General features: G+C 62.1%; 21 protein-coding genes. 14 read left to right on the top strand and 7 right to left on the bottom strand.

The genetic code is table 11. The features are described 5' to 3' along the window. Positions 1-16 precede the first annotated feature (16 nt). The 3 genes from B3349_RS04480 (at position 17) to B3349_RS04470 (ending at position 3465) form a co-directional block, all read left to right on the top strand. Positions 17-445 (top strand): VOC family protein, encoded by a 429-nt coding sequence (locus tag B3349_RS04480; RefSeq protein WP_291586774.1) that lies wholly within the window; start codon positions 17-19, stop codon positions 443-445. A 428-nt stretch (positions 446-873) separates the two neighbouring features. Beyond that, the gene (locus B3349_RS04475; protein ID WP_291586772.1) at positions 874-2964 is read left to right on the top strand and encodes a catalase; all 2091 of its coding nucleotides are present in this window, start codon (positions 874-876) and stop codon (positions 2962-2964) included. Positions 2965-3132: 168 nt separating this feature from the next. Then, the gene (locus B3349_RS04470; RefSeq protein WP_291586770.1) at positions 3133-3465 is read left to right on the top strand and encodes a four-helix bundle copper-binding protein; all 333 of its coding nucleotides are present in this window, start codon (positions 3133-3135) and stop codon (positions 3463-3465) included. Positions 3466-3635: 170 nt separating this feature from the next. On the opposite strand, the gene B3349_RS04465 is transcribed toward B3349_RS04470, so the two are convergent. Continuing rightward, positions 3636-4556 (bottom strand): SDR family oxidoreductase, encoded by a 921-nt coding sequence (locus B3349_RS04465; RefSeq protein ID WP_291586769.1) that lies wholly within the window; start codon positions 4554-4556, stop codon positions 3636-3638. A 362-nt stretch (positions 4557-4918) separates the two neighbouring features. Between B3349_RS04465 and B3349_RS04460 the strand changes: the two genes are divergently transcribed. Continuing rightward, positions 4919-5083, top strand: coding sequence for a DUF1328 domain-containing protein (locus B3349_RS04460; RefSeq protein WP_083520354.1), 165 nt, complete (start codon positions 4919-4921; stop codon positions 5081-5083). A gap of 31 nt (positions 5084-5114) precedes the next feature. Then, complete coding sequence (locus B3349_RS04455; protein WP_291586766.1) at positions 5115-5441, top strand: BON domain-containing protein; 327 nt, start codon at positions 5115-5117, stop codon at positions 5439-5441. A 135-nt stretch (positions 5442-5576) separates the two neighbouring features. Here the strand turns inward: B3349_RS04455 and B3349_RS04450 are convergent, their stop codons facing one another. Together B3349_RS04450 and B3349_RS04445 are read right to left on the bottom strand one after the other, a co-directional pair. Continuing rightward, on the bottom strand, positions 5577-5870 hold the full coding sequence (locus B3349_RS04450) for an ElaB/YgaM/YqjD family protein (protein WP_291586764.1): 294 nt from the start codon (positions 5868-5870) through the stop codon (positions 5577-5579). Between the two features lie 163 nt (positions 5871-6033). Then, the gene (locus B3349_RS04445; RefSeq protein WP_291586762.1) at positions 6034-6438 is read right to left on the bottom strand and encodes a hypothetical protein; all 405 of its coding nucleotides are present in this window, start codon (positions 6436-6438) and stop codon (positions 6034-6036) included. Positions 6439-6753: 315 nt separating this feature from the next. Between B3349_RS04445 and B3349_RS04440 the strand changes: the two genes are divergently transcribed. From B3349_RS04440 to B3349_RS04425, 4 genes are all read left to right on the top strand, one after another. Then, on the top strand, positions 6754-7110 hold the full coding sequence (locus tag B3349_RS04440; protein ID WP_291586761.1) for a PRC-barrel domain-containing protein: 357 nt from the start codon (positions 6754-6756) through the stop codon (positions 7108-7110). A 426-nt stretch (positions 7111-7536) separates the two neighbouring features. Continuing rightward, complete coding sequence (locus B3349_RS04435) at positions 7537-7707, top strand: hypothetical protein (protein ID WP_291586760.1); 171 nt, start codon at positions 7537-7539, stop codon at positions 7705-7707. Positions 7708-7899: 192 nt separating this feature from the next. Beyond that, entirely contained in the window at positions 7900-8094 is a 195-nt protein-coding gene (locus B3349_RS04430; RefSeq protein WP_291586758.1) for a hypothetical protein, read from the top strand. Between the two features lie 10 nt (positions 8095-8104). Then, on the top strand, positions 8105-8299 hold the full coding sequence (locus tag B3349_RS04425) for a hypothetical protein (RefSeq protein ID WP_291586756.1): 195 nt from the start codon (positions 8105-8107) through the stop codon (positions 8297-8299). Positions 8300-8634: 335 nt separating this feature from the next. On the opposite strand, the gene B3349_RS04420 is transcribed toward B3349_RS04425, so the two are convergent. Then, positions 8635-11202, bottom strand: coding sequence for a helicase C-terminal domain-containing protein (locus tag B3349_RS04420; protein ID WP_291586754.1), 2568 nt, complete (start codon positions 11200-11202; stop codon positions 8635-8637). Further along, positions 11199-12890, bottom strand: coding sequence for a VRR-NUC domain-containing protein (locus tag B3349_RS04415; protein WP_291586753.1), 1692 nt, complete (start codon positions 12888-12890; stop codon positions 11199-11201). Before B3349_RS04415 ends, B3349_RS04420 begins: the two co-directional genes overlap by 4 nt. 265 nt (positions 12891-13155) lie before the next feature. Here B3349_RS04415 and B3349_RS04410 point away from each other — a divergent pair, with 265 nt between their 5' ends. Next, complete coding sequence (locus B3349_RS04410) at positions 13156-14001, top strand: type 1 glutamine amidotransferase (RefSeq protein ID WP_291586751.1); 846 nt, start codon at positions 13156-13158, stop codon at positions 13999-14001. 48 nt (positions 14002-14049) lie between these two features. Here the strand turns inward: B3349_RS04410 and B3349_RS04405 are convergent, their stop codons facing one another. Continuing rightward, positions 14050-14346, bottom strand: a complete 297-nt coding sequence (locus B3349_RS04405; RefSeq protein ID WP_291586749.1) for a YkvA family protein — start codon at positions 14344-14346, stop codon at positions 14050-14052. A 249-nt stretch (positions 14347-14595) separates the two neighbouring features. Here B3349_RS04405 and B3349_RS04400 point away from each other — a divergent pair, with 249 nt between their 5' ends. After that, on the top strand, positions 14596-15273 hold the full coding sequence (locus B3349_RS04400) for a response regulator (protein WP_291586747.1): 678 nt from the start codon (positions 14596-14598) through the stop codon (positions 15271-15273). 9 nt (positions 15274-15282) lie between these two features. Beyond that, complete coding sequence (locus B3349_RS04395; RefSeq protein ID WP_291586745.1) at positions 15283-16863, top strand: ATP-binding protein; 1581 nt, start codon at positions 15283-15285, stop codon at positions 16861-16863. Positions 16864-16982: 119 nt separating this feature from the next. On the opposite strand, the gene rraA is transcribed toward B3349_RS04395, so the two are convergent. Then, positions 16983-17507, bottom strand: coding sequence for a ribonuclease E activity regulator RraA (rraA, locus tag B3349_RS04390; protein ID WP_291586743.1), 525 nt, complete (start codon positions 17505-17507; stop codon positions 16983-16985). Positions 17508-18033: 526 nt separating this feature from the next. Between rraA and B3349_RS04385 the strand changes: the two genes are divergently transcribed. Then, positions 18034-18333 (top strand): SWIB/MDM2 domain-containing protein, encoded by a 300-nt coding sequence (locus tag B3349_RS04385; protein ID WP_066534759.1) that lies wholly within the window; start codon positions 18034-18036, stop codon positions 18331-18333. A gap of 378 nt (positions 18334-18711) precedes the next feature. Beyond that, positions 18712-20973 (top strand): TonB-dependent receptor, encoded by a 2262-nt coding sequence (locus B3349_RS04380; RefSeq protein WP_291586740.1) that lies wholly within the window; start codon positions 18712-18714, stop codon positions 20971-20973. Positions 20974-21047 lie beyond the last annotated feature (74 nt).

Raw genomic sequence — 21047 nt, 5'->3', positions numbered from 1 at the left:
ATGTGAAAGGATGACCATGGAGACCAACCAACTGCACCGCGGACGCCTCATCGACCATATCCAGCTGGTGGTGAGCGACCTCCAAGCCAGCCAGGACTTCTACACCGCCGTCCTGGCTGTGCTGGAGATTCCCATCATCGGCACCAGCGATGATTTCTTCTGGGCCGACGAACTGGTGGTGTCCTCGGCCGGCAGCGCGGCCGCACTGGGCGCGCTGACGGGCCGCTGCCACCTGGCTTTCCAGGCCAGAGACCAGACCATGGTCGATGCCTTTCACCGTGCCGCGCTGGCGCATGGCGGGCGCGACAACGGCCCGCCGGGCGAACGGCCCTACCACCCCGGCTACTACGCGGCCTTTGTGCTGGACCCCGATGGCAACAACATCGAAGCCGTGTACCACGGCGAGGCCCGGCGCAGCGCACCGTCGGTGGTGATCGATTTCTAGCCCAGACCCGCAAGGGCCATGGCAGTGCCCCACGCCGTCTGCCATCATGGCGGCGGTGCCCTGACCTGCGCACGCTGGAAGCGGCATTCACCTGCGCCACCACGTCCCGGCGACGCTGGGTGCGGATCCCGCGGCCAGCACCTGCCAACGGCACGCCCGCCCGCTGGATCGGCTTGGCCTGCCAGAAGCTGTTTGTTCGGGGCAGCGTGTTCATTGAGACTCCTGTTCCATATGGAAACAGGATGTTCTGAACCCTCAACAATGCTATGGCCAATCCGGCGCACAGGGCTCGCCGGGCCAGGGGAGGTTCGAGCACGCTGAGCACCCACCTTGTAGTCCAATCGCCCCCAGCAATGCCTCCCCCACGCCTACCCCGCTGACAGCCCAGCGCTGCATAGTTAACAGCTCCCACCAGCCAAGGAGTTTGTATGACCAAGCCAGCAGCAAAAAAAAGCAGTGCCAAGCCGTCAGTGACCGACCTGCGCGGGAACGCCGGCGAGCTGCAGCAGCAAGCCGGAGGTAGCCACCCGGCGATGACGACCCAGCAAGGTATTCCGGTCCCCGACAACCAGAACTCTCTCAAGGCCTATGAGCGCGGCCCCAGCCTGCTCGAAGACTTCATCCTGCGAGAGAAAATCACCCACTTTGACCACGAGCGCATCCCCGAGCGCATCGTCCACGCCCGTGGCACAGGCGCCCACGGCTATTTTGAGTTGAGCCAATCCCTGGCCAGATACACCACGGCCAAGGTGCTGACTGAAACGGGCAAGAAGGTCCCCATCTTTGTGCGCTTCTCCACCGTGGCAGGCGGCGCTGGCTCGGTGGACACTCCGCGCGATGTGCGTGGTTTTGCCATCAAGTTCTACACCGACGAAGGCAATTGGGATCTGGTCGGGAACAACGTGCCGGTGTTCTTCATCCAGGATGCGATGAAGTTTCCCGACCTGGTGCACGCCGTGAAGATGGAGCCCGACCGCGGCTTTCCGCAGGCCGCCTCGGCCCACGATACGTTCTGGGATTTCATTTCGCTAATGCCCGAGTCCATGCACATGGTGATGTGGATCATGAGCGACCGCACCATCCCCCGCAGCCTGCGGACCATCGAAGGTTTCGGTGTGCACAGCTTCCGGCTGATCAACGCCCAGGGCGACAGCACCTTTGTCAAGTTCCACTGGCGACCCGAATTGGGCATCCAGTCCACCGTGTGGGACGAAGCGCTCGCGTTGCAAGCCGCCGACAACGACTTCCATCGCCGCGACCTGTTTGAAGCCCTGGAGGCCGGCCAGGCACCTGCCTGGGAACTGAGCGTGCAGCTGTTCACCGAAGAGCAGGCCAACAAACTGCCCTATGACCACCTCGACCCCACCAAAATCATTCCAGAAGAAGTAGTGCCACTGCAAAAAATCGGCCGCTTTGTGCTCAATCGCTGGCCCGACAACTTCTTTGCAGAGACCGAACAGGTGGCATTCTGCCCAGCCAACGTGCCGCCGGGCATCGATTTCTCCAACGACCCGCTGCTGCAAGGGCGCTTGTTCTCGTACCTGGATACGCAGCTCTCGCGCCTGGGTGGGCCCAATTTTGCGCAAATCCCTGTCAATGCGCCGAAATGTCCCTTCGCCCACCACCAGCGCGACGGACACATGCAAATGCAGGTGCCGAAGGGTCGCGTGGCCTATGAGCCGACCAGCCTGCAACCTGACAGCCCGCGTGCCTCGCTGGCGCAGGGCTCACGCGCATTTGCCGAGACCGCAGTGGGCAGCAAAGGCCGCGTACGCCACGAATCGTTCGCGGACCATTACAGCCAGGCACGCATGTTCTTCCGCAGCCAAAGTGCCCTGGAACAGGCCCACATCGCCAGCGCCTTGGTGTTTGAGCTTTCAAAGGTACAGACACCCCACGTGCGCAGCGCCGTGGTCAGCCAGTTGCGCGTGATTGACGAGGAACTGGGCCTGCGTGTGGCCAAGGGCTTGGGCCTGTCGCCCGTACCTGATGCCGCGCAGCCGACGGTGCCCGTGCAGGATCTGCCGGTCAGCCCGGCCACCCGCATCATCGACCGAATGAAGCCCACGCTGGAAGGCCGCTGCATAGCCATTTTGGTGGACGAAGGATCGAATGCCGAGTCCGTTGCCGCGCTACGCAAAGCGCTGGAATCGGCCAAGGCCTGCGTCAAGTTGATTGCCCCGCGCCTGGGTGGCATTACGCTGAGTGATGGCAAGGAAGCCGCCATCGATGGGCAACTGGCCGGATCGCCCTCTGCCCAGTTTGATGCGGTGGCTTCCATCATCCCGCTGGAGTCTGGCAAAAAACTGGCCAAGCAAGCCGTAGCCCAGAACTGGTTTCGCGATGCCTTTGGCCACCTCAAAGCCATCGCAGCCTGCAAGGGCACGCACGCCATCCTGGAAGCCGCGGGAGTGAAACCAGACGCCGGCGTAGTGGACCCGGGTGACACCAAAGCGTTTGTGAAGACCGCGGTGTCCCGCTTTTGGGAACGTGAGCCCACCTTGCGCAGCCTTGCGTGAACGGAAGGCACCGGCCATGCCAGCGGCTTCCCATTGCGGTTAAGGAGTCACTTTGCGCTCTGTAGCCGCACCGCTGTAGGGCCGAATAGCCCGAATAGATCGGATGGAACAGAGCCTTTATGGCTCTGGACCGCATCGTCCACAGCGAAGAGAATCGGAGATTGAGCAATGCATATTCATTCCCGCTATCAGGCTTGCATCGACGCATGCAACGCTTGTGCTGTCGCCTGCAGCGCTTGCCTGGCCGCTTGCCTCAAGGAAGACGACGTAAAAAAGATGCAGCGCTGCATTGCGCTTGATACAGATTGCGCAGCCATCTGTAGTCTGGCTGCGAATGCGATGGCCCGCGACAGTGAAATGGCTCGGCATTTTTGCCGTGTGTGCAGCGAAGTCTGCCTGGCTTGCGCGCATGAATGCTCCCAGCATTCACATGACCACTGCCAGCGGTGTGCCGACGCATGCAAACAGTGCGCAAAAGCCTGCCAGGCCGTGGTCAACTGAAGCCGTTCTGCCATGGTGTGAGTCTGTGCTGCATGACACGCGCGCATGTGGCACGGACGGGCATTCGGGAGCGCCTCGCGGTCGCTGGCATGATGGGGCGCTCCACCCAAGGCTGAGCTATCCGCCACGCGAATACTCGCGACCCCGGGTCTTCGTGTGCATGGCGAAAATCAGCCTTCCGCTGCCGTTCCTGTAATGGGAAGCACCACGCCCGTGATGTAGCTGGAGCAGGCTTGAGGCGCCAGGAAAACATAGGCCGGCGAGATTTCCTCCGGCTGGGCAGGTCGCCGCATGTCGGTTTTGGCCCCAAACTCCGCCACATCCCCCGACTTTTTATCTGCCGGATTGAGTGGTGTCCAGACAGGACCCGGTGCCACGGCATTCACGCGGATATTGCGCTCGGCCAGGTTGCTTGCAAGCGCCTTGGTGAACGCATGGATTGCACCCTTAGTGGCCGAGTAGTCCAAGAGGTTCTTGCTACCGCGAAGGCCTGTGACCGAACCGGTGTTGATGATGCAGTCGCCCTCGCCAAGATGAGGGAGCACGGCTTTGACCATGTGAAAGTAGCCAAAGACGTTCGTCTTGAACGTCTCTTCAAGTCGCTGCTCGGTGAGATCTTCGATGCGTTCCGCATGCTCCTGAAAGGCTGCATTGTTTACCAACACATGGATGGCGCCGAACTTCACGAGTACCTTGGCAACCAGACCCTCGCAGAACGCAGTATCTTGCACATCGCCCGAGATGGACAGGCATGCACCACCTTCCGCTTCCACCAGACGGCAGGTCTCTTTGGCATCCTCGTCTTCATTCAGATAGGCAATGGCGACCTGTGCGCCCTCCCCCGCGAAGAGAATCGCTAAGGCCCGACCGATGCCTGAATCCCCTCCTGTAATGATGGCAATCTTGCCCTCCAGTTTGCCGCTGCCACGGTAGTCCCTGGCAAGGCTCAAAGGCTGCAGCTGCATGTCGGCCTGCACCCCGGGCTTGGCCAGCGTCTGCGATGGCAGCGGGGGCGCTGGCTCGGCATGCCCAGGACCTGGAGCAGCTTTGGCTTTTGTCTTTGAATGCGCACCACGTGCGGGTGCCTGCATCCTGCGTCGCCCGAATAAGCTGTTGGCACTGCACAGCGGCATCGGCTTGACGCTCAGATTTCTTCCGCTTTTTTGTATCTTGCATCGCGATGACTCCTTTCATGTATTTCGTGTGAAAACCTATTAACCAAGCAAGGTTGATAACATTCACACTGGGCCATTCCTTCTAGAACTTTTCTATTGCCATATTGAATTTTAAAATTCATTATATTAATCTATGGAAGCGCAGATGCAATATTGATTTACAGTGATCTCAGGCTGGTAATTCCGTATGGTGTAGTCCATATCTTTCATCCATTTATTGAATAACCTTACAAATCTTCTCTTAGCCCCAGTATAAAAATTAAGTACAGGAGGCAAACATGCTACGTTATGCTGTTATTTTCTTGGTCATTGCACTGATCGCCGCTGTTTTGGGATTTGGCGGCATTGCTGCAGGTGCAGTGGATATCGCAAAAATTCTCTTCTTTGTCTTTATCGCGATTGCGGTAATTACTTTTGTCGTAAGTTTGATCAACAAGAAATAACTTCCGACACCCAACCCAGAAAGGAATCGTCATGAAAGCAAGCCATACATCTAGCGCTCTGATTTTCGCCATTGCATTGGGCTCTGGCGTTTTGGCTGTCACAGGGTGCTCCGTAGCCCGCAATCAACAAAGTGTGGGGTCGTATATGGACGACTCTGGCATTACCACAGCGGTAAAAGCAAAATTCGCAGAGGATAAAACTGTTGCAGCCACCTCCATCAGCGTTGAAACCATGAAGGGTGTGGTTCAACTCTCCGGCTTTGCCAAAAGCCAGGCAGAAAAAGACCGTGCAGAATCCATCACACGCAACACCAAAGGTGTTATGGGGGTAAGGAACAGCATTGTGGTTCGCCCTTGATTCTTACACGTCCATAAAATGCTTTATTGACAATCGCACTACACGGACCTGAATCCGGTCTCTGGTAACGATATATAGAAAAGCCCGCATGATGCGGGCTTTTCTCTTCACAAAAATTCAACACCAGAATAGGACTTACCGTCTTGTCAAAAGCATACCGATGACAACCCCCACGGCCAATGCACCACCAACGGCCTGCCATGGTGAATCATGGACATAGTCATCGGTGTGGCGTGCAACGTCCTTCGAATAATCCACAGCCCCGTTTGCCGCATTTCGAGCGCGGCTGAGTCCGCGATCCAGGAACTGCACAGCCTCCTTCAACTTGGGCTCCTCCTTGGCTCGCGCAGCAAGCACCTCACCCGTATCTTGCAGCAGGCGGGTCAGGTCTCGCTGAATGGTCGAGGCATTCGGGGAAAACAACTTCATTGTGTACTCCTTCGTGTGGTGAATAGTCTGTACAGAGTACGCGCAACACCCCGCCATGGATGTAGGTCGATCACAACCTTGACTGATACAAGCGCAGCCAAATGAAACAGTGGCTGAGCGCGCCTCCCTGCCAATGCCCCAAGCAGGAGGCGAAGCACGACGCCTAGACCTCCCCCTGCTTGACCAATGTGCATAGCTTGCGTGCATTGGGCGATATATCCATCACCGCGTACTTCTCCATATTCACGATATACACCAGGAAAGGCGTATAAGCACCGCTGTCGCCCACCTTGATTTCACCGCAGATCTGAAAATCGCCCTTCTCTTTTTTGCTTTCAATGACTTCCAAGGCCCTTAACTCGGCACCTTCCGTACCAATCAGTCTTTCGGCCAATGCATTGCGCAAAAGAGCCTCATTGATCGCAGGCTCACCTTCTGCCTGCGCCGCAGCACCACAAACCAATGCCAGAAAAATGACCGCAAAAAAATTTCGCATTAACCCTCCTTGCATTACCCCTCCTTGAAGGCTGCAGCCCCACAGCTTTTCATTTATTTCTGCGTGAGACATATATTTTCAAACAACAGAGATTATTTTCACTCAATTCCACGCAATAAGTTACACCCGCGGGTATTTATCTCATTAAAAAGCATTAAGTAAGCGCTGATCCTACATTCCTGCAGACCTAACGACTACCCTTTGACGTCGACGACGTGACCTAATCTGTACCCAGAAGCCATTCTGCTTCGCAAGCCTCAAGCGTTGAAGCGGTTCATCCATAGAGAGAAACTTCTCTCACCCCATATTTTCCGCACCTCGCAATGCCACCCTTGTGGCATCGCATTTTCTCAGCGCTTGTGTGTAAACCCCCTCTAGGAGATAGCCATGGTTACACCCAACACTGCATCGAGCATCATTTCCTCTGACAAGGTCAATGGCACCAACGTCTATAATCCCAATGGCGAAAAGCTAGGCTCGATCGACTCTCTGATGATTGACAAGGTCAGCGGACAAGTCCGGTACGCCGTCATGGAGTTTGGCGGCTTCCTGGGAATAGGTACCGACAATTACCCCATTCCCTGGGGGAGCCTGAAATATGAACCCAATATGGGCGGCTATGTTGTCTCCGTGAGCAAGGAGCAACTGGAAGGTGCTCCAAGTTATGAACGCGGTATTGACTGGGACTACACGGATGAAAACCGCCGCCGCGTGAACGACTATTACGGGGTTCCCTACCTGTAAATTATCTGAGGCGCCAAACACCAAAGCCCGCATATGCGGGCTTTTTCCATGGGTCATCCATGCTTCACAGCCCCCCTGGAACGGCTAACACGCTCCAACGAAACGCAGGTTGGCAGCAAGAGACAAAGCGTGAGACCGCAGGCACGACAGCTGGCACCACAAGGCAGAGCAACGAAGTAAGAGGGACGGCGCGCTTCACGCATGGACATTGAAGAATTGCCGTAAAAGAAGTCTACAAAGCACCTCAAGCTGTGAGAAAAGAACCCTCCCTCTTATAGGCTCTTCAACGCACAAATAGAGAGCATTCACTTACATGATTGAAGCGCATTGTCAGACTTTGACTACAGATCGGCGGCACCCGGCGCTCCATGCTGACAACCAGGCAGCTCACCCCGACCTGCCGTTTCACCTGAAGGAGCTCACGCCATGTCTCAGCAACCCAATCAGCAGCAGCCCGGCCAGCAACAACAGCAGAACCCCAATCAACAGCAGCCTGGTCAGCAACAGCCCGGGCAAAAGCCTTCTGACCAACAGCAGCAGCAAAACCCGAATCGCCAGCAGCCTGGGCAGGACCAGCAGAACCAGCCTCAGCGTTAAGTGGTGACCGACAGCCGGCCGATGCATGCATGGGACCGGCTTCTCAAAGCGGCTGACACACTCCGCGAAGTCCAGCTTTTCAGCCGGAACGGGGTGCGGGGCCGCAGGCCATACCCCCCCTCGCACGCCACGCACGACAAGGCCGAGCAACCCATATATCGAGGTGGCGTGAGCGGCTCTCAGGAGGCAAATATGTCAACCAAAACCAGCAACACCGATACAAGCCAGCATCGCTCGCCGAAGCGAGCGCCCGGAGAAGGTGTGGCGGCCGAACCGACCATCATCGCCGAGCAACACCGCAAGCCCAATACCGGGCCCCAATCCGTACCCAAGGAAAGTCGACCTGCTGCACCGGCTCCCAAGCCCGGGAAAAGCAGCCAGCAGTGAGGAGTGAGAGATGACGATGTCAAGCACACGCAAGCCCTCATTTCCCGAGGACGAGGAGATGGATCCCGTTGGCAAACCCTACCCCGAGCAGGAAAGTGAGGGCGATGATCCGCCCCATCCGCCATTCTCTCCAGACACCGAATCTGACATTCCCCAGGATCCCGAATCCGAACGCACAGTGATGCCGGACACGCCAAAAAAATAGACCGGGACGTCCCGTCAGCGAACGGCAGCGCTCCTCCATATCTCTCACCGCTGCGCCAGGGCGTAGGCGCGCTCCCCTGAACGGTCACCCCGGAACCGCCACCTCGCTGCGCACCCTGCAGTCAGTGCGCGAATCCGGCCCAGTTCTATCAGGCCGAACCGCAGTGGCGTTCTTCAGCCGCTCTAACGCCCCTTCAAGCGGGCGTCTCTGCCTGCCATGGCAGCCAGGCCCCAAGGACAACACCATGGAAGCCATCACCCACGGTGAAGCCCTGCGCAGCGCGCGATCGATGGAGGTCAATGTCCAGCCCGTACCTGCGGGGCCGTTCCGGTGTTTCACTCCACCTGCCACCATGACGGCAGCAGTGCCCTGACCTCGGCGCGCTGGAAGCGGTCATCCACCAGCACCACCACGCCCCGGTCCTGCTCGGTACGGATCACGCGGCCAGCGGCTTGCACCACCTTGCGCAAGCCAGGGTAAAGGTAGGTGTAGTCATGGCCCCGTCCGGCCCCCATGGCAGCATCCATGGCGCGCTGCATGGCTTCATTGACGGGATTGACCTGTGGCAGCCCCAGCGTGGCGACAAAAGCCCCAATCAGGCGGGTGCCAGGCAGGTCCACCCCTTCGGCAAAGGCGCCGCCCAGCACGGCCAGCCCCACGCCCTGGCCTCCTTCCACAAAACGCTCCAGAAAGGCCGCACGCCCGGTTTCGTCCATGCTGCGCTCCTGCTGCCACAACGGCAGCTGCGGGTGCAGGCGCTGCAAGCTGGCAGCCACGCGCTGGAGGTAGTCAAAGCTGCTGACAAAGCACAGGTAGTTGCCGGGCTGGCCGGCGTACTGCCGGGCGATCAGATCTACCAGGGGTACCAGCGATGCCTCGCGGTCGCGCCAGCGTGTGGAGACGTGGCGGGCAATGCGCACCTGCAGCTGGTGGGCGGCAAATGGCGCGTCCACCTCCAGCCAGGCGGTATCGACTGGCAGCCCCAGCAGATCGCGGTAGAACTGCGGCGGGCTGAGTGTGCCGGAAAACAGCACCGTGGCCTGGGCCGCCGCATGGCGCGCAGCCAGGTGCGGTGCGGGAATGACATTGCGTATGCACAGCGTGGAGGCCGGTGTGCGTGGCTGCCCGCCGCGAGCCGACAGCGGCGGCGCCAGTTGCACATCGAACAGCGCATGCGGACCAAACTGTTCAGCCAGGGCTTGAAAGTGCAGCAGCGCCCAGTACAGCGTCAGTACCGGGTCGCCCGTAGGCAAAGCCTGGTCGGCCTGCACATCGGCAATCGCACCGATGGCACGCTGCACCGCTACCTGCAACGCGGGAGGGATGGCGGCATAACTCTGGTAGTCCGCGTGGCTGGCGGTGTGGCTGCGGGCCAGCGGCCCGCACACGGTGTGGGGGGCCGCCTGGGCAAACAGTGGCAAGCTCTGTGCCCCCGGTGCTTCGTCTGCGTCGGAATCCGGCGCCTGCTGCGACAGGCCTGCTTGCGCCCTGTTCAGTGCACTCCACTGGCGCTGCAGGGCATCCAGCGCCTTCTTGACGGCCCCCGTGGCCGAACTGGCCGAGCGACGACGGGCGGCCGCCAGGTCGAACTGTGACAACGGTGCGGTGTACATGCTGCGGGCGCGCTCCAGCAGGTTGTGGGCCTCGTCCACCAGCACGCCCACACGCCAGCCTTGCTGCTGCGCCAGGGCATACAGCATGGCGGCGCTGTCGTAGAAATAGTGGTAGTCGGCCACCACCACATCGGCCCAGCGCGCCAGCTCCTGCGACAGGTAATAAGGGCAGATGCCATGCTGCAGCGCCACCTGGCGCACAGCAGAGCCGTCCCACAGTACCGGCGCCGCAGATGCAGACAGGGCCACGGCCTCACCCCGTGCCGCCGGCAGCCGGTCAAAAAACCCCTGTGCCAATGGGCAGGACTCCCCGTGACAGGCCTTGTCCGGGTGCTCGCAACTGGCATCACGTGGGCGCATTTGCAGCACCCGCAACGGTTCGTGCTGCCCCTGGGTCAATGCCGTCTGCATTTGCTCCAGCGCATGCAATGCCAGCCCATGGCCCGTGCCTTTGGCGGTCAGGAAAAACATCTTGTCCAGCCCGTTGCAAGTGTCCGAAGCGCTGGCTGCACCATGCACCGCGGAGCCAGGGGGCGTGGTGTCTGCAGCCGAGGCCGCTGTGGCGCCCTGCCCCGCCATGGCCTTGAGCATGGGGAAAATAGTGCCCAGCGTCTTGCCAATCCCGGTGGGGGCCTGGGCCATCAGGCACCGGCCTGCACTGGCGCTGCGGGCCGTGCGGTAGACCGCCACCGCCAGTTGCCGCTGCCCGGTGCGAAACGCCGCCATGGGAAAGGTCGCTGCCGCCAGCGCCGCATTGCGCTGCTGGCGGTGATGGGCTTCGCTGCGCGCCCAGTCCAGGTAAAGGCGGCAGTGCATGGCAAAAAACTGCTGCAACTCGTCGGCACTGCAGTCCTGCACCAGCACCGTTTCCTGTAGAGAGGGCGTGTGCACATACACCAGCGCCACGCTCAACCGCGCCAGTCCGCGTGCCTGGCACAGCAGATGGCCATAGACCTTGGCCTGTGCCCAGTGCAATGCGCGGTGGTGGGGGCGCACCGCGTCCAGCGGGCCGCGGTAGGTCTTGATTTCCTCCAACTGCAGCGCTAGCGCATCAAAACCATCGGCCCGGCCGCGCACCTGCAGGTCTTCAAACTGGCCACTGAGCGCGACCTCGGCTTCATACTTGCTGCCCGGTTGCGCCTGGCGGCGTTGCTGCACCACGGCATGGCCCTCCCTGCCTTCAAGCGCGCTGGGCGCTGGGGTGAAACGCAGGTCCAGATCACCACTGCGGGCCGTGAATTCGCACAGCGCACGCACGGCCACCGTCAGCGGGGCAGCGGCGCTGCTCATACCTCTTCACCAGCCCCCTGCCACTGCACATGGCAGACGCATACGGGAATGCCATGGGCGGCGCAATAGTCCAGCCAGCGGATCTGGTTGTCCTGCAGCTTGTCACCAGGCGCTTTGACTTCCACCAGCTCATAACGTCCTGCGCCCTCTGCGCGTTCAGGCCAGAAACGCACCAGATCGGGAAAGCCGGTGCGGTTGGCCTTCACGTCCCGCAACAGGCGGTCAAACAGCCGTTGCAGATGGACGGCTGGAATGCAGTCCAGCGCCAGAGCCAGCAACGCTTCACTCAACGCGCCCCAGCACACAAAGGGCGACTGCGTGCCCGCCTTGTCGGCAAAGCGCTGGCAGATGGTGGCGCGGTAACGGCCGTCCTGCAGCTCGGCCAGGCAGGCATCGAACAGGGGCTGGCGGCGGGCCACAAAGTCGGGAGCCCCCAGATCCGCCGGACCGCTTTGAAAGGGGTGGAAGAACGCCCCCGGCAGCGGTGCAAAAATCGCCGGCCAGCACAGCAGGCCGAACAGCGAGTTGATGAGCGCATTCTCCACATAGAACACCGGTGCCTCCGCGCGGTGCCAGTGGTCGCGCAATGCGTATTCCACGGCCACCGGCTGGGCAGGCGGCGCCAGCACGATCTCGCTGCACAGCGCAGCCACGGCCGGAGCCAACGCAGCCTGGCGGGGTGCGCCGCCCAGGCCCGCGTTGCGACGCAAGCGCGGCAGCATGCGGGCCACGCGCTGAGACTCCTCTTCACTTTCAGGTTCCGTCTGGGCCTGGGCCGCCAGGTCCAGGGCCAGGTCAAAGCACTGCATGCGCTCCAGCACGCGGATATGCCGGTGGCGGGCGCCGGGGTAGCGGCTGGCGGTGTAGGCCCGGGCAGCGGTTTCCCAGTCCTGCACCCGCTCGCATGCCTGGCCCAGGCGCAGCAGCAGCTTGGCGCGGCGCTGGCTCAGCCAGTGGTGGGGGCTTTCAAGCTGCCCAAGCGACTGCAGCAGTGCCCCGGCATCGCCCCCGGCATCCAGTGTCTGGCGGCTGGTGGAAATAGCCAGGTAGAAGTCCACATCGGCACGGCTCTGAAAAGCGCGTGAGGCGGCATCCAGCGCCACGGCTTCGTAGCGGAAAATGCCCAGATCGGCCAGCACAAACTCCGACCAGTCCTGGTGGAGGTTGCCAAAGAACATCAGCCGCAGCCGCTCGCACACCTCCCCCACCATCACGCGCCAGACAGGTTCCGTGGCCTGGGGGTGCCAGCCCGCATAGGGCTGAGGGTCCATCTGCCCGTCCAGCGCAGCCAGCATGTCGGCCTTGCGCAGCGTGGCCGCCAACCCGGCGCCTTTCAAGATATCCAGCAGTTCGGGCTTGGTGTGCAGGCCAAACAGCTCGGCCAGCGCCATGGGCTCCGAAGTGCTGAGCCAGCCCATCTGCAGCAGCGGCACGGCCGCCTGGGCACTGTCGCCGATTTCCGCATACACCAGTTTGCTGGCCCGAAACCACGGACCCTTGCGCATCACCATGCGCACCAGCAGGGCCTGTGCGGTCTCCGGCAACCGGGCAAACCCGGCCAGAAAGCCGGCCTCCTCTTCACCCAGCAGGTCCCCATAGCGCTGCCCCAACCAGTTCAGCGCACGCTGAAAGTTGTGCAGGTAATACAGGCGATGGGGCGGGAGGGCAGCAGGCTGCGGCGCAGACACGGGCGGGAAATTGCAGGAAGTGGCGGAAATGGGCAGGAACCTGTATTTTTATACAGATCCATCCACTCTGCCCGGCCAATGCCTACCGCGCTGCCAGGGCTATGGGCAGAACGGCGTGGCGCAAGGCATGCGGCCCCTCTGCCTGGCTACGCCAGCTTGACACCATCTTGATAGCCAACTGCGCAATCCCGACACGGGCTTGATGCCCGAATGCCTAAATTTCAGCCATCGCCACCACAGGCTGTAACACCCAGCCCTTTGATGTATGAAACCTGTCGCCATCCTCCAGCACGAAGCCGCACAAGGCCCCGGGGTACTTTGGGAACATTTGCAGCAGCAAGGCATTGCCTGTGAACTGATCAGCCCCTGCCAGGAAGGCCGCGCACCTGTGCGGGCGTCGGACTACCGCGGGGTGGTGGTGCTGGGCAGCAACCACTGCGCCAACGAGCAGCTGCGCTGGATCGAACAGGAACGTTGCCTGCTGCAGAGCGCACTGGCACACGACGTGCCCGTGCTGGGCCACTGCTTTGGCGCGCAGATGCTGGCCCGCGCCATGGGCGCTCGGGTGTGGCGCAACCCCTGCCCCAACATCGGCTGGAGCAACGTATGGGTCACACGCCAGGCGCAGGATCTGATGCAGCTGCCCCCCCGGATCACGCTGTTCAACTGGCATTACGACACGTTCGAGCTGCCCCAGGGCGCCTCGCGCAGCATGTACGGCGCGTTCTGCCTGAACAAAGGCTTTGTGCACGGCCGCCACTGGGCGTTTCAGGGCCACCTGGAAGTCACGGAGGACAGTGTCCGCGCCTGGTGCAGCGAAGGCCAGGACGAACTGCGCCACGCACCCGGCCCCGCCGTGCAGCGCGCACCGCAGATTCTGGCCCAGCTCCCCCAGCACTTGGCGCTGCTGCACGCCACGGCGCGGCGCACCTACAGCGCCTGGGCAGAGCAACTGGACCGGCCAACGCTGTTTCAGTTGGGGGCACTGCCCGGCGCGCCTGCCACTGCACCCCAGCCCGGACTGGACCAACCCGGCCCCGATCTGACACTGCAGTACCAGGCACCGCTGGCACAGCAGACCAAAGCCATCCTGGCGCGCGCTGTGGGCTGATCACGTCGATAACGTCGAACACCAGGAGCGCAGGCACGCGCCCTGGCCTCAGGGCGTGGCCTTGCCGGGGCTGCGCTGCGCCACCCGGGCCCGCAGCGTGGCCAGCAGCTCGGGCGGCAGGAACTTGAAGGCCAGCTGCAGCAGCAGAAAGGCGATCACCCCGTCATCCAGCCAGCCCAGAACGGGGATGAAGTCCGAGACAAAATCCACCGGGCTGACCACGTACAACGCTGCCAGCACCGTGGCCAGCTTGGCAGCCTTGGGCGCACGCGGATCCCGCAGCACCGCCCAGGCGAGCCGCAGCTCCTTGCGAAACACCGACAGCAGACGACCAAGCTTCCACATGACAGACCTTTCTCTCCACGCCAGCGGGTCCCGCAGCAACATACCCCGCGACCCGTTCACCACATGCGGACAATTTGGCAGATGACAAGGGCTGCTGCTGTCAGCAATTGCTGCAGAGCGTCCAAGGAATTCTGCCTCGCTCGCCTGCCGGCCCGGGCACGCCACGACAACCCTCCTTTAATACTGCGATAACCCTGCATTTCTAGAATCACTGGTTTTTTGCGCGCGTGGGCGTGCAGGGGCAGCGGCATGCACATACTGATCGTGGAAGACAACAGCCTCGTGGCCAGCGGCATCAAGGCCGGTCTGGAGCTGCACGGCTTTGCCTGCGACATTGCCCCCAACCTGGCCCTCGCCGACCGCCATCTGACTGCGGGACATTTCGACGCCTGTGTGCTGGACCTGGGCCTGCCCGACGGTGACGGCCTGGCCCTGCTGCGCAGCTGGCGCGCTGGCGGCCTGCAGCTGCCGGTGCTGATACTGACCGCGCGCGGCACCATCGAAGACAAGGTGGCCGGCTTTCAGACCGGCACCGACGACTACCTGACCAAGCCCTTCGACCTGCAGGAACTGGTGCTGCGCCTGCACGCGCTGCTGCGCCGCGCCGGCGGCCGTGCCACCGACCTGATAGCGCTGGGGGACTGCCAGGTGAACGCCGGCACCGGCGAAGTTTGGCGCAATGGTCAGTTGGTGGAGCTGTCGCGCCGCGAATGGGCGCTGCTGGCGGCGCTGCTGCAGTCCCGAGGCCGTGTGCTGAATCTGGCCCAGCTGCACGACAGCCTGTACGGCTTTGACCTGGATGTGGGCAGCAACACGGTGAACGTGCACGTACACCATCTGCGCAAGAAACTGGGCAGCGACATCATCGACACGGTGCGCGGCATCGGCTTTCGGCTGGGCGCGCGTTACTGCCAGCCCGGTCTTTGAGGATCCGGCATGAAACTGTTGCGCCGCTCCCCCGCCCCCACCAGCCTGCGCCTGCGCCTGGTGCTGGGTCTGAGCCTGACACTGTGCGTGCTGTGGGGCAGCGTGGCGGCCTGGATGTTTCCCACCATGCAGCGCGAGCTGCGCACCATGCTGGACGACCGGCTGATCGCCAGCGCCCGCATGGTGGCGGGCATCGTCCACCAATTCCAGCCGGCGCAGGTGGATGCCATCACGCCCGCCAACAACGCCTTGCTATCGGTGATTGCCCGCGACGGCGTGGCCTGCGAGGTCAGCCTGGTGCGCAGCGAGGTGGACATCCTGCCGCTGGCCAAGACCAGCAACAGCCCCGACTTCACCCCGCTCACCCGCTCCGGCTTTGGCCGCATTGAGAAAGGCGGCAAATCCTGGCGCACCTATGTGCTGGAGGAAAACGGCATCCGCATCGCCACAGCCGATCGGCTGGACGTGCGCGAACAGCTGGTGCAATCCTTTGTCTATACCCTGGTGGTACCTTTTGTCCTGGCCCTGGCCGGCGTGGTGCTGCTGACTTGGTGGATCTGCACCCTGGGCCTGGAGCCGCTGCGCCGCCTGGGTGAAGAGCTACAGCACCGCCCTCCCCAGGACCCGTCGCCGGTACAGACCGGCCAGGACACGGCAGAGCTGGCCCCCCTGGTGGGCAGCCTGAACCAGCTGCTGGGCCGCATGAACCGTGCCATCGAGCACGAGCGCCGCTGGACGGCCGACGCCGCACACGAGTTGCGCACCCCGCTGACCGCCATCAAAACCCATGTGCAAGTGGCCCAACTGGTGCTGGAACGCCACGCGGGCACCGGCCCGGCCACGCCGAGCGGCACAGGCAGACCCGCCAGCCTGGCCTTGAAGCAGGCCAGCGAAGGCATCGACCACATGCACGCCACACTGGAACAGCTGCTGCAGCTCGCCCGCGTGGAAAGCGCCAGCGCCGGCACAGCGCCCAGCACGCAGGGCGCTGCCATCGCCGAGGCCCTGCAACTGGCCTGCCGCCAATCGCTGCAACGCGCCGGCAAAGGCGGCGCCCCGACGCCCAGGCTGCAGACCGACTTGGAACCCTACGCACTGCACGGCTGGGAGCTGCCACTGGCCCCCGCCCTGTTGACCTGCGCCGTCACCAACCTGGTAGACAACGCCCTGCGCCACCACCTGGGTGCGCAACCCATCACCCTGCAACTGAGCCTGCAGCTTGCCGGCACGGGCACAGCTGGCGATGCCAATGGCGCTGAGGGAAGGCTCGGCCCAGCCCATGGCACAAGGAACCACGGTTCAACGGGTATGACAGGAATGGAGGCCTGTGCCAGCACGGCCACCGCTCCCGCCACCTTGCAGATTCAGGTGCAGGACCATGGCCCCGGATTGAGTGCCGAGGAATGCACCCAGGCCCTGCAACGCTTCTGGCGCAAGACATCGGCCACCCAGGGCAGCGGCCTGGGTCTGACCATCGTGCAGCGCATCGCCGAAAGCGCTGGCGGCCAGTTGCAGCTGGCTCCGGGCGCACCAGGATTGGTCGCGACCTTGTCGCTGCCGCTCCAGCGGGTGACGAACCGCGCAGCCTGAGGCGCCGGGGGCAATATCTGCCGCTCTGGCGCCCCAAGACGCCTCGTAGGCATGCCTGCAGGAGACGCCAGCAACCACCAGCGTCATGAGCCCCGCAGGACGCGGCCGCTACGGAGCGCTCAGGCTCCCGGGTGGATGGCCCGGTCGGCCACCACCACGCCATCGGCATCGGCATACACCCAGTCACCGGGGCGTACCGTCACCCCGGCCAGCTGCACGGCCACGCCGGACTGACCTTCGTTGCGCTTTTCGGTGGGCAGCGGCATCAGCGCCAGCGCGCGTATGCCCACGGCGGCGGCACGCAACTCGGCCACATCGCGCACAGCGCCATACACCACCACGCCCGCCCAGCCGTTGCGGGCAGCGGCAGCCGCCAGATTGCCGCCCACCAGCGCGCGGCGCACCGAGCCACCACCATCCACCACCAGCACCCGACCCTGGCCCGGGGCGTCGACCGCCGCCTTGACCAGGCTGTTGTCTTCAAAGCACTTCACCGTGAAGGCCGGGCCGGCAAAGGACTCCACCCCGCCAAAGCTGGGAAACACCGGCGGCAGCACCCGGAACTGGCCGGATTCGTCGTTCTTGTACACATCGCACAGATCGCAGGTGGCAACCTGGGGACCGTGGGCAGAGGCAGCGCGCATGAAAAAAGCTCCAAAACAATAGTCATCACCCCGCAGGGCGCGAGATAGCGGATCCCAGCGTTGGCGCCGAGGCCCTGGCAGAGACGCAGAATACAGCCGCACGCAAGCCAGCAAACGGCAGCCGACGGCAGATCGCAGGCAGCACGTGCAAGCCACCGGGAAGGGCCACCCTATCATCCCGGCAGCCGCTGACAGGCTCCCGACAACATGGGCCACGGTCTTCCACAGATGTCCGCCTGACACCTCTGGCTGTGCCGCCAGCGCTGCCATTCCCCCTGAAAATCGCCTCCGCACGCGAGTGCAGCCACCACCGTTTTTTTGTCGCCATGGCACCCTGGACACCCATTCCGGCGCGCCGCCAGTGCCGGAAACCCGCCAAAAGTGACGTTGCACAACAATTCGAGGCAAAAAAAGGGGCCAGTCAGCTTGGAATGGGCAAATTTTCCCAGTAGGATTTGCTGATGCCTTGCTGCAAGACCGCAGCGTGGCGAAGAGAACCACACTTCCTCAACAAGGACAAGCAACCATGGCAACTGCAAAGAAGGCAACCGCTGCACCGGCAGCACCTGCAAAAAAGCGCACCCCTAACGCAGCCTTCATGAAACCCCTGACCCCCAGCGCCGCTCTGGCTGCCGTGGTCGGTTCCACTCCCCTGCCACGCACCGAAATCATCAGCAAGCTGTGGGTCTACATCAAGGCCAACAACCTGCAAGACGCTGCCAACAAGCGCATGATCAACGCCGACGCCAAGCTCAAGGAAGTCTTCGGCAAGCCCCAAGTCTCGATGTTTGAGATGGCTGGCCTGATCGGCAAGCACGTCAAGTAAAGCGTCCTTCACAGGATTCGAAAAGCCGGCCCCGAGCCGGCTTTTTTGCGTCTGCGGCACAACTCCGTTTTCGCAACGTACCCGCCAGCCCTATGCACTGCGATCTGGCGATGGTCTCACACCTGTCTGTCAGGGTGTGTCGTGCGGCGTACTCTGCTGCTGCCCCAAGCAGCGCCATATGGCAAAACTTCCGAAGAAAGCAAGCACCAACACCAAACGGATGACAGACCGCTATGGCGCCATTTGTTGCAAGACGGCAACAAACCACAGCTTTACATCCCATCCTCTCGAAATAGTAGTGAGAACAATTATCAGTAGTGCCTAAAATCCAGCGTCCTCGGGCCTGCCTGGGACCAGATTCCCTCTACCTTTGCTCACATGTCTACATTCAAAAACACACCTACAGACATCAACGCACTGCACTGCGAGCTCACGCAGATCGTGGTCGCTGCTGGCCTGTGCCTGATGGGCGGCAACGCGCTGGCCCAGCAAGAAGTCACCCTGCCTTCCGTGCAGGTGAACGCCACGGCCGACGCTCCCTTCAACCCCCAGACTTCGCCCCAGGGCAAGTTCACGGCCCCCTTGGTGGACACCCCCAAGACCGTGCAGGTGATCGGCGAAGAAATCATCAAGCAAACCGGTGCCACCAGCCTGAAAGACGCGCTGAAGTCCACCCCCGGTATCACCTTCGGCAATGGCGAAGGTGGCAACCCCTCCGGTGACCAGCCTTTCATCCGCGGCATGGATGCACAATCCAGTACCTTTGTGGACGGCATGCGTGACATCGCCGCCGGTAGCCGCGAAGTGTTCAACCTGGAATCGGTGGAAGTCATCAAGGGCGCTGACTCGGCCTACGCCGGTCGTGGCGGTGCGGGTGGCTCCATCAACCTGACCACCAAGAAAGCCAAGAACGACAATTTCGTCTCCGGCGATGTGGGCCTGGGCACCGACAACTACAAGCGCGCCACCCTGGACCTGAACCGCAAGCTGGGCGAAACCACCGGCTTCCGCCTGAATGCCATGGCGCATGACGCCGACATTCCCGGCCGTGATGGCCCGACCAATAAGCGCTGGGGCATTGCCCCTACCGTGACATTCGGCATGGGCACGCCCACCGAAGTCACGCTGTCTTGGCAGCACCTCAAGACCGACAATATTCCCGACGGTGGCGTGCCTTATCTGTACAGCAACGCCGCCATGGCCAGCCTGCCTGGCGGCAGCGTGGTACGCCCCACCTATGGCAATGACCGCGCCAACTGGTACGGCCTGACCCACCGTGACTACGAAAAAGAAACGAGCGACCTGTTCACGGCCACCGTGGAACACAAGTTCACCGATACCAACAAGATCCGCAACAGCCTGCGCTACAGCAAGACCGACCAGGACTACATCTGGACCCAGCCGGACGACAGCAAGGGCAATGCCATCAAAGGCTATGTCTGGCGTCGCGGCAACGCACGCGTTTCGGAAACCACCACTCTGCAGAACGTGACCGAGCTGACAGGCAAGGCCCAGACGGGCTCTGTCGGCCACAGCTTTGCGCTGGGCCTGGAACTGTCCAAGGAAAAGGCCGAAGTCCGTTCTGCCGCCATCCAAAGCGGCGGCACCTGCAGCTCGGCGGTTGCCCCATGGTGCACCACCTTGAGCAACCCCAGCGGCGCCAATGCCCCCTGGACATTCGCCTGGAGCCTGCCAGCGCAAGCCACGACCAACCAGGTCGACACCGTCGCCCTGTATGGCTTCGACACGCTGAAGTTCAATGAGCAGTGGCTGCTCAACCTGGGCCTGCGTGCCGACCACTACAAGACCTCGGCTTCGGGCCCTGCCGGCGGCCGTGCACCGAACACCTACCCGGCCTACGACATCTCGCGTTCCGACACCCTGTTCAACTACCAGTTGGGCCTGGTCTACAAGCCGGCACCCAATGGCAGCATCTACGCCAACATCGGCACCGCCACCCGCCCGGTAGGCAATGCCCTGGGCAACGCCAACGAAGACATGGTCATGACGACTGCCAAGGCAGCCGACATGAAGCCCGAAAAAACCCGCTCCATGGAACTGGGCACCAAGTGGGATCTGCTGGACAAGAAGCTGGGCCTGACCGCCGCCATCTTCCGCAATGAGGTGACCAACGCGCGCATCACCGAAGGCGGCGTGGACTACATGGCCGGCAGCAAGGTCGTGAATGGCATCGAACTGGGCTTTACCGGTCAGATCCTGCGCAACCTGAGCGTCTTTGGCGGCTATACCTACATGGATAGCGAGCAAAAGGACATGGGCACAGGCAATGCCGCCAACGGCCAGCCCTTCCCCAACACGCCCAAGCACAGTTTCAGCCTGTGGACCAGCTACAAGCCAACGGACAAGCTGACCCTGGGCCTGGGCGTGTACGCACAAAGCAGCGTCAACGCCAGCTACGCGCTGTCGACCGCGCCTGGTGGCGGCATCGTCACCAAGGGCGTCAGCGGCTACTCGCGCTATGACGCCATGCTGGGCTACCAGATCAACCGCAACCTGGCATTCCAGCTGAACCTGTACAACCTGGGTGACAAGGTGTACTACAGTGGCGTGCGCTCGCCCCACTACGCCAATATTGCGGCAGGCCGCTCTGCCGTGGCTTCGCTCAAGTTCACGTACTGAGCCCCCTGACCCGCCTGCGCGCTTGATGTAGCACAGGCCATCGTCACAGCCCCGTGGACCACCGTGCCCACGGG

This window comes from Comamonas sp. UBA7528, assembly GCF_002479375.1.
Lineage (GTDB): Bacteria > Pseudomonadota > Gammaproteobacteria > Burkholderiales > Burkholderiaceae_C > Comamonas.
Note: the sequence above shows the minus strand (reverse complement) of the source record. Positions and strands in the feature narration are given on the sequence as shown.